We start from the raw sequence: 13,357 nt of genomic DNA, 5'->3' as shown, positions 1-13,357 counted from the left end.
GTATAGCTTTAGTTATACAGGTTTTCTGAATTTAAAACGCTTATATCTTATGAGTAAATATGCCTTATTAATACTAATAGCTGTATTAACTTCATGTTCAAAAAACAATGAAGAGCTGTTGCAGTTTTCCTTAGTTCCTGCAGACAAATCTAATATAGATTTCAATAACAAATTAACAGAATCTGATAGCCTTAATTATTTTAATTACCCATATATATACATGGGTGGTGGTGTTGCTATTGGAGACTTTAATAATGATGATTTGCAAGACATCTATTTTACAGGAAATATGGTTTCTAACAAACTCTATTTAAACAAGGGAAATTTAGTATTTGAAGACATCACAGAATCTGCCAATGTTGGTATGGACGACTCATGGTATCTTGGCGTTACTACAGTCGATATTAATAATGATGGTTGGTTAGACATCTATTTAAGTGTTTCGGGAATATCAGAAACATGTCATAACAAGCTATTAATAAATCAAGGAAAGGGCGAAGACGGCAAAATATCGTTTAAAGAAGAAGCTGAAAAATATGGAATTGCAGATGCAGGACATAGTACTCAAAGTACCTTTTTCGATTATGATAATGATGGCGATTTAGATTTATATGTGGCAAACTACCCAATTACACCATTTAGTACAACACCAGATATTTTTAAAAAACATATAGAGTTTGCATCTCCTGAGCATTCTAATCATTTGTATTCAAATAATGGAGATGGCACGTTTACAGATGTGAGCAAAGAAGCAGGTGTTTTATCTTATAGCCTCTCGTTAAGTGCAACAGTAAGCGACCTAAACAACGATGGCCTTCAGGATATTTATGTCAGTAATGATTTTGCTAGTGCCGATTTTTGTTACATAAATAACGGAGATGGCACCTTTAGAAACACTATAAAAGAATCTACAAAACATAATTCCCTGTATGGAATGGGAGCCGATATTGCAGATTTTAACAACGATGGTTTTTTAGACATTTTTCAAGTAGATATGGACGCATCTACAAACAAACGTTCTAAATCAAACATGGCTAGCATGAATCCTCAAGTGTTTTGGGACACTTATAATGCTGGGCTTTACAATCAATACATGCACAACAGCTTGCAATTAAACGCAGGTGTATTAACACCAAATGCAGCACCCCTTTTTAATAATATTTCTAGAATCGCAAACGTCTCTTCCACAGACTGGAGTTGGGGCCCTTTATTTGCCGATTTAGACAACGATGGTTGGAAAGATATTTTTGTTTCAAACGGAACACGGAGAGAAATTAATAACACCGATTTTTTCAATAAAATAAAAAATGAAAGCACCAGTTTTACAAAAAAATCAGACCCTAAAGAATCACTTAAAAAAGCATTAAGTATCCCGTCTGAGAAAACAGATAATTTTGTTTACAGAAACTCTAAAGACTTAACTTTCGAAAAAGTAAATAAAGAATGGGGCTTAGTTTTCGAAGGTTTTACTAATGGTGCTACTTATGCCGATTTAGATAATGACGGCGATTTGGAAATTATATTAAATAATATAGACGACAAGGCCGTGATCTTTCAAAACAACAATATTGATAATAAAAATGCGCTAACCCTAAAATTCAATGGTCCAAATTTAAACCCCAGAGGGATTGGAGTTAAATGTACCGTATTTAGTAACGGGATGAAGCAATTTCAAGAACTGAGTATTGCTCGAGGGTATCTCTCATCTGTCCCTTCAATGCTTCATTTTGGATTAGGCGATGAAAAACAAATAGATTCCATTCACATAGAATGGCCTAATAAAAAACAACAAATCATAAAATCTATTGCCTCAAATCAAACTCTGAATATCAACTTTTCCGATGCTAAATTAAACACAAAATCTAAAAGTAACAGGATCTCAGAAACCATTTTCAATTCAAAATTAACGCCTCTAGATTCATTATACCGCCATATAGAAAATGATTATAATGATTTTGAAAAAGAAGTTCTATTGCCTCATAAAACATCAAATTTTGGACCTTATGTTACTGTGGGTGATTTAAACGGAGATGGATTGGACGACTTTTTTATGGGTGGTGCATCAAAACAAACTGGCGGTTTATTCTATCAAAACCAAGCTGGAACCTTTGATAAAATAGAATTTACTTCTGAAACAAATCAGCAGCAAGAAGATATGGGATCTTTAATATTCGATGCAGACAATGATGGAGATATGGATTTATATATTGTTAGTGGTGGAAATGAATTCGAACCCAACTCGACATTATTACAAGACCGATTATATTTAAATGATGGTCTTGGAAATTTATCACTCTCAAAAGAAGCGCTTCCAGAAATGCTTACAAGCGGATCTAGAGTGTATTCTATTGATTTCGACAAAGACGGCGACCTTGATTTATTGGTATGTGGACGTCTTGTTCCTGCAAATTATCCTTCTCCAGCTAAATCATATATTCTAGAAAACGTAAGTACTAAGAACGAGGTAAAATTTAAAGATGTTACTTCTGTACTCATCCCTGAGTTCGAAAATTTAGGAATGGCAACCTCAGCATCAATTGAAGATTTTGATAACGATGGATGGCAAGATATTGTTATTGTAGGCGAATGGATGCCGATACGTGTTTTTCATAACAACCATGGCAAAGGCTTTAATGAAAAATCTAAGCAACTCGGTTTAGATCAGACTACGGGTTGGTGGTTCAGTATTTCGAGTGGTGATTTTGATAATGATGGAGATATCGATTTTATAGCAGGAAATTTAGGTTTAAACTATAAATACAAATCTTCCGACGATCAGACTTTTGATATTTATTTCAAAGATTTCGATCATAATGAAAAAGGAGACATTGTACTTAGTTATTATAATCAAGGTGAAAAATATCCTGTTAGAGGGCGTTCTTGTTCCTCACAACAAATCGCCGAAATTAAAAATAAATTTAAATCTTATGATGAGTTTGCCGAAGCAACCTTAGTGGATGTTTACGGAAAAGAAGAGCTAAATGACGCCTTACATTACCAAGTTAACACGTTTGCAACGACTTATATTGAAAACGACAATGGTAAATTTATCATGCATCAATTACCTAATGAAATTCAGCTTTCAAGTATTAATCAAATCATTGTAAAAGATTTTGACGCAGATGGTAATTTAGATGTATTGGCTGCAGGAAATTTATACGCTTCAGAAATTGAAACACCCCGTAATGATGCGGGAACGGGAATATATTTATCAGGTAACGGCGATGGAACATTTACACCTCTATCTATAGAAGAAAGTGGTTTCTACGCTCCAAAAGATCTAAAAGACATGGCGCTCATAAAAATAGGTAACGAGCAGAAAGTTATAAGTGCTAATAACAACGATTTTTTGAAATTTATTTCTGTAAAAAATTAGATAAGGATAGGTGCCAGTTTCAGAATAGATAAACACTTTTTAAACAATGCTATTTTTCAATTTAAGCTTTGTAAAACTCTTAAAAATGGTGATTTAGTACGAGCCTATATTACTAAAACACATTTAAAAACAGAAAATTATAGTACCAAATAGTTTTTAATAATTACTAATAAACATTCATTATGGAACGTATTCTTGTGTGTCTTTTTGCTTGCCTTAGTTTATCCGTTTTCGGACAAAACAATGCATCTACCAAAAATCAATTCGAAATAAATTCAGAAGAATATCTTGAAATGCGTGGTGCCAATGTCATGTTAGCTCATGATTTTTATCCTGAAAGTCATCAAGGTGGTGTGGGTATTATTCAAAACGGAATTCGCGTTGCAACAAATGGCGACTTAAGGCTAGAACCCACTCCAGGACAATGGCAACCAGTTCCAAAAGTTGGAAAACGAATTGTAGACATTAAAAACCAGACTATAAGTGTGAAGATGCAATATCCTGATGAAAGCAAAAAAACAGGATTCAACCCTATTATTTATCCAGATTTAGATTTTACATATACCCTCAAAATAAAACCATTTGGAAAATCTTTTAAAATAATTGTAGATCTAGACAAACCTCTTCCTGCAGCTTGGGTAGGAAAAGTAGGGATGAATATAGAATTATTTCCAGGCGATCTTTTTGGTAAATCATACTACATGGATGAATCTTTTGGGATATTTAATAGGCAAGCCAATGGTCCAGGCTATAATGATAGCGAAAACGAGTATCAAATAACCCCAATGGCATCAGGAAATGAACTCGTTATTGTACCCGAAAACAAAAGTCAAACATTACGTATAAAAAACTTACAATCAAACGATCTCCAATTAATAGATGGTCGTGCAAAGCATAATAACGGTTGGTTTGTTGTAAGATCGCTAGTACCTGCCGGTGCAACTAAAAATGCCATTGAATGGTTAATTACCCCAAGCGTTATCAAAGATTTTAACTATGAATCCATAGTGCAAGTTTCTCAAGTGGGTTATCATCCAAAACAAGATAAGATTGCAATTATTGAAACAGATAAAACCGATACTTCAACCGAAAACATTGAGCTTTATAGAGTTAATAATACCGGAGGACTTTCCGAAATAAAATCAGTACAACCTGAAAATTGGGGTGATTTTTTGCGCTATAAATACTATCAATTTGATTTCTCTGAAATTAAAGATCCGGGTATGTATATTATAAAATATAAAAATTTCACATCTAACCCTTTTAAAATTAGTGATCAGGTTTTTACAAGAGATGTTTGGCAACCAACGCTGGAATATTTTTTACCAGTTCAAATGTGTCATATGCGCGTTAACGACCGCTATAAGGTATGGCATGGGCGCTGTCACATGGACGATGCAAGAATGGCTCCTATTAACACCAACCACTTTGATGGCTACTTACAAGGCCCCTCTACATTAACAAAATACAAGTCTGGAGAGCATGTTCCAGGAATTAATATTGGGGGTTGGCATGATGCTGGCGACTATGATTTAAGGGTAGAATCTCAAGCTTCAACGATTCAGGGTTTATCCCATATCTATGAACTATTTCATGTAGATTATGATAATACAAGCATCGACCAAGACACTAGAGTTGTCGAAATTCAAGCACCTGATGGAAAACCAGATGTGCTTCAACAAATTGAGCATGGTGCCTTATCTATTGTTGGTGGGTTTAAATCTATGAATAGATTTTACAGAGGTATTATTGTACCTATAAAAAGACAATACGTTTTATTGGGTGACCCCGTAAATCACAGCGATAATACCATTTTTTCTAATCAGGCTAGTTTAAATATGGCTGCTATAGACAGTATTGAAAATAAAGCTATTGAAATGGGGATTGAAGGCGCTCCTGATGATAGATGGGTTTTTACCGAAGAAAACCCTAAAAGATCTCTTAATACAGCTGCTGCGTTAGCAGCCTCATCAAGGGCTTTAAAATTATTTAATACCGTGTTAGCTCAAGAATGTCTTTCAATAGCTGAAGAAATATGGAATACCACTAAAAATGTTGATGACACTGAAAAAATCATGCTAGCCGTAGAATTATTACAAACAACTAGGGATGAGAAATATAGCATTTTTCTAAGCTCTCAAACCAAATTTATTATAAATCATATTGATGACTATGGTTGGATGGTTGGTCCTATTTTACCATTAATGAATGACGCGACTTTTGTTGAAAACACAAGAACAGCCGTTAAATCTTATTTAGTAGAAATTCAGAACCTAGAAAAAGAAACACCTTACGGCGTGCCCTACAAACCAAATATTTGGGGTGCAGGATGGGGAATTCAAAATTTTGGGGTTCAACAATATTTCCTTCATACTAGTTATCCAGATATTTTTCCCAATACGTATATGCTAAATGCCATGAATTTTATTCTTGGTGTGCATCCAGGTGTAAACACCTCGTCTTTCGCATCAGGAGTTGGCTCAAAATCTTTAACACAAGCCTATGGCGTAAATCGTGGAGAACATTCATTTATTCCAGGAGGGATTGGCTCTGGAACCGCTTTAATAAGACCTGACTTTCCAGAATTGTTAGAATGGCCATTTTTATGGCAACAAACAGAATATGTTTTAGGAGGAGGAACAACAGATTATATGTTTTTAATCTTAGCAGCAAATCAATTACTGAACACCAATTCTAATTAAGAATATAGCATTATTTAAATGAAACATATAGTACGACCTTTTAATGTATAAGTGAATTTTAAAATTCGGTATTTGCCAACACAGAAAAATAATCTGAAGGTCTATTTGTATGGTATTGCTTAAATGTTGCACTAATAGTATTTAGAAACTTTTAGTGCAACAAAAGGCGATTTTATTTATAAAACAGCACTATAGAATTTTAATTATTTTCCTGAATATAATATTCCTGTAGCACAAAAAAGGCTTGTTTTTTCATCCCTTGTTCTGAGATTAATCCTTTTCTATTAAAGTCATCTTGAATTCTTCTTAAAGGGCGTCTTGCCGAACGAAAGTCCATTAAGATCCAAGGCGATAAACCTGCCAGAAAATCAATATTTCTCATCATTTCAATATTTGTTTTGTAAACTTCTGCCTGATATTCTTCGGTCCATCTTTCATCTTTATCACCATGTAAACCATACAAAGCACCACCACCAACTTCACTCATAATCATAGGCTTATTATAGGCACTTGCCCATTTTAAAGTCGCACAAGACTCTGTAGTCCCTGCATACCAACCACAATAATTATTTATTCCAATTACATCTACAACTTTCCCCAGAGGATCTTCAATTAGGTTGCCATCATCTCCATAACCTTGTGTATCTAAAGCAGCTGTAATTAAGCGCGTATTATCGAGTAATCTAGCTTGTTTAGCCAAATCTGCTATAAACGACAATCGCGCTTCGCCTTCAGGTGTTTCATTTGCCATTGACCATAATATGACTGCTGCGCGGTTTTTATCACGTGAAATCATCTCGGTAAGCTGATTTTTCGCATTTGCATAGGTATCTTTATTTTCGAATTGTATAGTCCAATACACTGGTATTTCAGACCAAATCAAAAAGCCCATTTTTTCTGCTTCACGCACCATGGCTTCACTATGTGGGTAGTGTGCTAAACGAATAAAATTACATCCTAATTGCTTAGCCCATTCCAGTAATATTTTACATTCTTCTACAGAAACGACACGTCCAGTTTTAAATGGTGCTTCCTCATGAATACTGATCCCTTTTAGAAATATATCTTTTCCATTCAATAAAATTTTAGAACCGTCTGTTGTTATTGTTCTAAACCCAATATGATCTGTAACCTCATCGGTTGATGTTTTTAAAATTACCTCATAAGTTTTTGGGTTTGTTGGTTCCCAAAGTATCGGTTTAGCTTTAATTGAAAACGTAGCTATTCCATTTTTTACAATTGCTTTTGTCGTCTTTTTTAGTTCAGGAATATTTAAAGTAACCGCATCACCATCTTTTGCATTTTTAACCGATACCCAACCTTCAATTGTGTTTGTCGTTTCTTTAGGTAATTGAATTAAATAATCATCTATATACGATTTAGGCGTTTTAACGATATATACTGATCGTGTAATACCTCCATAGTTCCACCAATCTTGGTTAACAGTAGGTACATTTTCTGCTTTACGTTTATTATCTACTTTTACTACTACAAAATTTGCACCTTCTTTTAACTTATCGGTAACTTCAAATTGAAATGGCGTATAACCACCAATATGCGAACCAATACGTTCTCCGTTTAGGTAAACAATAGCCTCATAATTTACGGCTTCAAAATATAAAAAAGCTAATTCATCGCTATTGGCTGTATAGTTGAAGTCTTTTTTGTACCAAACAGTTCCTTCATAATAATACAATTTATCCATTTGTGTATTCCAATCTCCAGGAACAACTAATTGCAAGCTGGTGTCAAAATTATATTCAACAAGTTCTGATGGTGATTGCATTTTTGCATTAAGAAAATACCCATCGTCTTTTGGTTGTAACCTATGGTTGTAGTATCCATTTTCAAGTGGGTCGACAATAATATCCCACATACCATTTAATGCCGTTTTTTCTCTAGAGTCAATATTCTGTAATAGGTTAGAAAATTCAACTTCTTGAGCTGTAAGAATCGTACTTAAACTTGTTAGTAATAGAATTACTATGTTTCTAATTTGTTTCATAATTAATTTATTTATCAAGATAAAATGAATGTTTTAAACCCGTGGCTGCGTTTGGCCCAATCCATATATTATAATTCCCTTCTTCGGCAGCATCAATTAATTCATGATTTACAAACTTTAAATCATCGGGTAAATCTTTAGACTGACTTGAAGTTCCTCTTAAATTGGTTTGTCCAATTTTTTTTTCTAAAGTCATTTTAGAAATTAACTGACTTATTGCTGCTTCAATATTATCTTCTTTTTCAGGAGTTTTTCGCTCTTCTGAACACCCCATTATTAAGATTAAAAAAACTAGAACACCTGCTTTTCTCATATTATTTAGTTTTCAATATTCTGAATAAAAAAAGGGCTTTCCACGCCTTTTACACCTGGGTTAACTTTAAAGACAGACCCTGAAAGTGGATATTTAACCAATTCATCTGCCGTCATGTCTACCCGTGCTGTTGTAATAAATAAGGTTTCTAAATTCTCGCCGCCAAACGCACAAGAAGTTATATTATGAGCAGGCACTTCCACTTTTCCCATGAGTTTTCCTGTAACCGGATTAAATCGGAGTACTGCATTCCCATTCCACATCCCAACCCAAAGCATATTTTCTTCGTCAATGGTCATGCCATCAGGATAACCCAAAGATTCTGGAATTTGAACAACTACCCTTCCATTAGAAATAGTTCCTGTATCATTATTAAAATCGAAAGCTTGTATTGTTGAAGTGGGTGTGTCTATATAATACATGATTTTGCTATCTGAAGTCCAAACAATACCATTAGAAATGGTGACAGAATCAATCATTGTTTGATAGTTACCACTGCTGTCTATCTTAAATAATTTAGCCTCGCCTTCTAATTGTTTCCAATGCATCGATCCTACCCAAAAACGTCCGCTCGGATCACATTTTCCATCATTTAATCTACCTTCTTGAAGATCTGCCGACATATCTGTAAACAGGTGAAGTTCTTCTGTAGTTGTATTCAGTTTATAAACGCCGTCTGCAAGTGCTACCAATACAAAAATATCATCAATTGGAACTACAGTACCAATATGTGATGGCATTTGAATGGACTTATTTACCTTACTAATCGGATTGTAAATATGTAGCTGCTTGCCTTCTATATCTATCCATAATAATTCATTCGTCTTATAATTCCAAAAGGCACCTTCTCCTAAAGTAGCTTCTGTGTTATATTCTAAAACAGCCTTATAATTAGGCATTAAACTATTCTGTCCAGAAATACAGCTTGTAAAAAGCCCTATTATTACTATCATAATTATTCTTTTCATATAATCTATTTAAAAAAAACAGCATAAATAATAACATTTATGCTGTTCAAAATGGCTATTAATCTCTATTTTTACTCAATACTAACTCGAACTTTATCTGTTATATTATCTGAAGCATTACCAACAAAAATATCATAATCACCGTCTTCAAAATTCCAATCTGCTATTTCTGTATCGTAATACTTCAATTTAGAAGCATCGATTTTTACAGTTACGGTTTTCTTTTCTCCTTTTTCTAACTTTACTTTGGTAAAGCCTTTTAATTCTTTTAAAGGTCTATCGATGTTGGAATCTGGTTTTCCTACATACACTTGAATAACTTCAGAACCTGCTGTATCTCCTGTATTACTGACTTCGCATTGCACCTCTATAACCTCATTATTTTTAAATGATGTCTTATTTATTTTGATGTTTTCTAATTCAAAATCCGTATAAGACAAGCCATACCCAAAGGCAAAAAGTGGTTTTATATTTTTGGTATCATGCCAGCGGTAACCGACTAAAATATCTTCTTTGTACTCCTGATTCACGCCATCTCCAGGATACGATATTTCACCATATGAATGCGCTCCATTATCTTCTAATTTTGCTGGGAATGAAAAAGGCAATTTCCCTGAAGGATTAACATCTCCGCTAATCACATCAGCTATAGCAAGTCCAGCCATACTTCCTAAATACCAGGTTTGCACCATACCCTTTACCTTGCTTAACCACGGCATTTCTACAGCGTTTCCTGTAACCAATATAAACCCAATGTTTTGATTTACATTGTACAATTCATTAATTAATTCTTCTTGTCCAAAAGGAAGTCCAAATTGTTGTCTGTCGTCACCTTCACAATCTTGAAGATGACTTTTATTAAGTCCGCCAACAAATAATACAATGTCTGCACTTTTGGCTAATTTTATAGCTTCAACTTTAAGAGAATCGGCATCTAAAGTTGATGGATTTACGATATCATACTCTGAAGGTCCCGTTTCATACCCCATAGTATGCACTATTTTTGCATTTTTATATCGTTCTTGAATTCCTTCTAAAGGTGAAATTTCAAATTTAGGTTTAAGTTCAGAAGACCCTCCACCAGCAGTCATAGACCGTGTTGCATTCTCTCCAATCACTGCAATGGTTAAACCTTTGTCGTCAGGTATTGGAAAAAAGTGATCTTCATTTTTTAATAATACAATCCCTTCTGTTGCAACTTGTCTTGCCACATCCTGATGTGCTTTTGTATTTGCATTTCCAAGCGGTCTATTTTGACTCATATTGGTACGATACATAAGTCTAAGAATTCTGCGAACTTTATCGTCAAGCACTGATTCTGGAATCTCTCCACTTCTCAATTTTTCAAGAAACGGATTCGCTAAATAATACTGATCGTAATGGTTTGCTGTTGTGGTTCCAAGTCCATCTGTTCCTGTTCCCATTTCCATATCTAAGCCATACAAAGCAGACTCCTCTGTACTATGAGCAGAACTCCAATCGCTAATTACAACACCGTCATAATCCCAATCTTGTTTTAGTATTTTTGTTGTTAGTGTTTCATGATGTGTTGTGTATTGCCCACGAAACTGATTATACGCCCCCATTATCGCCCAAACGCCACCATCTTCTACAGCAGCTTTAAATGCAGGTAAATATATTTCATGCAATGCTCTATCACTTACTTCTACATTAATAACACTTCTTAAGTGTTCTTGATTATTTAAAGCATAATGCTTAACACAAGCGGCTACTCCATTTTTTTGAACACCCTGAACGTAAGGCACCACCATAGTCGATGCTAGAAACGGATCTTCTCCCATATACTCAAAATTTCGACCATTAAGAGGCGTTCTATAAATGTTTACACCTGGACCTAAAAGTACATCTTTCTTTCTATATCTTGCTTCTTCTCCTAAACTATGGCCAAACTCTCCTGATAAATCTGGATTAAATGTTGCGGCTAAACATGTAAGCGCAGGAAAAGCGGTAATTGAATCATTTGTCCATCCGGCATAATCCCAAGCATCCCAACTAATCTCTGCTCTAACACCATGAGGGCCATCGGCCATCCAAATTTCAGGTATCCCGAGGCGTTCAACACCCTTTGTACTAAACTTAGATTGCGCATGACACAGAGCCACTTTTTCCTCTAAAGTTAATAAAGGAATAATACTATCTATTTTATGTTCTATATCAATTTGCCCAGTATTTTTTGTATCAGGCTCAACTTGTTTACATGAAATAGACAGTGTAATACAAGTCAATATAACGCAATAATATTTTAGATTTATTTTCATATAATATGTTATTGATTTCCTAATTCCCTGAACTTAACATAGTACAGAAACAGCATATATAATTCGAAAGTAAAACTACCCGAAACCGTAAAAAAGTATTAAGACTATTGCGGCAATTATTAAAACATTAGTTGCAATTTACAGCAGCAACCTAGGTTTGTAAGGTAGTATCTGATAAAACATATAAATTAAAAATAGATATTTCCAATTCAGCAGATTCTAAATCAAGATAAAAAACCACACCTTTTAATATCATAATTTTACATTAAAATCTAATCTAATACGATTTCCATTTTCTCGACCTACACCATAGGATAGGATTTGTTGTACCGTAAAAAATCTTAACTTTAAATTAATTTTTTCATTAATCGCATAGCCGCCCATAACTTCCAAACCTTTAAAATTTGTTAATCTCCCGTCTGGAGAACCTTGTGAGGAATAATCCCAACGCACCCAATCATTCTGAGCATAATAATCAACAGCGGCATAACGCTCCATATAACAATAGTTCAACTTCAGTAAAAAATCTTTCTTTTTGTCTAATTTACCTATAGTAATCATTGCAATTCCTCCGTTTTTTTGATTTTTAAAACGGCTAGAAATAGAATCGTTTTTACTTAGATCCTGTACATTATTATGGAACTCAAAACCTATTACTACTTTAGGTTTCTTTATAATCTCTAATTTAACTCCGGAATTTATAATCGTATAATTAATATTAAAAGTTCCATTACCATCGGGAATATTTGGCATCTTATTAAAATAAAAGATTCCTGAATATACTGTTAACCGTTTACTTAATGTAGTCGCAACAAACTGAAGTCCTTCAAAGTAACTGTCGTTAGAAAATGATAGTCCATTAGATATTCCAATAAAATGTCCTAGATTAATACCAAAGGAATCTAGAAATTTATTTTCGAAAGGAAATAAACCATTTATAAATACGCCTTCAGGATAAACATTATCACTCCAAAATTCTTCATTCTGTTTTTCAAAAGGATACGTATTTTTTCCAATCCATGCAGAGAACCAATCATATTTAAATTTTGCATATGCTTTTTCAAAAGCAACTGGTAAGCCTCCAAATTCTTTAAACCCGTCTCCAAGTGTTAAATGAGGATCTTGTTGTTTGTTAGGTATTCCTGTCCTAATTCTAGCGCCTACCGTCAGCCAATCTTGAGCTTCATAAGTAATTCCTAATCGTACACGATATCTTAATCGTGACCGATCGTCACGAAAGGAGCCGTCCGATTTTTTTGAATTCCAATCTTGCTCTATTCTAAATCTAAAATCACCATCGAACTTTAATTTTGATTTAGTTTCAGATTCTTGAGCATAACTGCTAATTACACAAAATAAAAACAGAAGAAAACTACGACTTATAGATCTGTACATAGATTAATGGCAACGATTACGATTTATTTTATCTACTATACCTTTTTGAGCTGTAACGTTAGTATTAGACTCAACTTGTTTACATAAAACAGACCAAGAATCGCAACAATATTTATAATTTATTTTCATATAATGAATTGTGTATTTACTAATTTTCGACATATTAATTAGCATAGAAAATGCATAAGGAATAAGGAAAAGGAAACTAACAGTAAAGGTTAAAACACATTACTACGAATGCGGCAATAACTAAAACATTTGTTGCATTTTATAGAAGGAATCACGGTTTATATGGTAATCCATAACTAACGGTGTCGAT

7 protein-coding genes are annotated in these 13,357 nt (G+C 34.0%); 2 read left to right on the top strand and 5 right to left on the bottom strand.

The features are described 5' to 3' along the window. Positions 1 to 49: 49 nt before the first annotated feature. Together R6X41_RS00290 and R6X41_RS00285 are read left to right on the top strand one after the other, a co-directional pair. Positions 50 to 3,376 carry a VCBS repeat-containing protein gene (locus R6X41_RS00290; protein ID WP_318496659.1) on the top strand — a complete coding sequence of 1,109 codons (3,327 nt, stop codon included), beginning with the start codon at positions 50 to 52 and terminating at the stop codon, positions 3,374 to 3,376. 182 nt (positions 3,377 to 3,558) lie between these two features. Further along, positions 3,559 to 6,078 carry a glycoside hydrolase family 9 protein gene (locus R6X41_RS00285; protein ID WP_318496658.1) on the top strand — a complete coding sequence of 840 codons (2,520 nt, stop codon included), beginning with the start codon at positions 3,559 to 3,561 and terminating at the stop codon, positions 6,076 to 6,078. A gap of 199 nt (positions 6,079 to 6,277) precedes the next feature. Here R6X41_RS00285 and R6X41_RS00280 read toward each other — a convergent pair whose 3' ends face one another. The 5 genes from R6X41_RS00280 to R6X41_RS00260 all read right to left on the bottom strand — a co-directional run bounded on the left by R6X41_RS00280 (position 6,278) and on the right by R6X41_RS00260 (position 13,038). Beyond that, positions 6,278 to 8,083 (bottom strand): glycoside hydrolase family 2 protein, encoded by a 1,806-nt coding sequence (locus R6X41_RS00280; protein WP_318496657.1) that lies wholly within the window; start codon positions 8,081 to 8,083, stop codon positions 6,278 to 6,280. Between the two features lie 7 nt (positions 8,084 to 8,090). Continuing rightward, complete coding sequence (locus R6X41_RS00275; RefSeq protein WP_318496656.1) at positions 8,091 to 8,396, bottom strand: hypothetical protein; 306 nt, start codon at positions 8,394 to 8,396, stop codon at positions 8,091 to 8,093. 5 nt (positions 8,397 to 8,401) lie between these two features. After that, positions 8,402 to 9,349: an SMP-30/gluconolactonase/LRE family protein gene (locus R6X41_RS00270; RefSeq protein WP_318496655.1), complete on the bottom strand. Its 948-nt coding sequence runs from the start codon at positions 9,347 to 9,349 to the stop codon at positions 8,402 to 8,404. Positions 9,350 to 9,435: 86 nt separating this feature from the next. Further along, positions 9,436 to 11,643, bottom strand: coding sequence for a beta-glucosidase (locus R6X41_RS00265; RefSeq protein ID WP_318496654.1), 2,208 nt, complete (start codon positions 11,641 to 11,643; stop codon positions 9,436 to 9,438). Between the two features lie 252 nt (positions 11,644 to 11,895). Continuing rightward, positions 11,896 to 13,038 (bottom strand): putative porin, encoded by a 1,143-nt coding sequence (locus R6X41_RS00260; protein WP_318496653.1) that lies wholly within the window; start codon positions 13,036 to 13,038, stop codon positions 11,896 to 11,898. Positions 13,039 to 13,357 lie beyond the last annotated feature (319 nt).

It is taken from the genome of Formosa sejongensis (genome assembly GCF_033447105.1).
Classification (GTDB): domain Bacteria; phylum Bacteroidota; class Bacteroidia; order Flavobacteriales; family Flavobacteriaceae; genus Formosa.
This window is presented reverse-complemented; position numbering and strand designations above follow the sequence as displayed.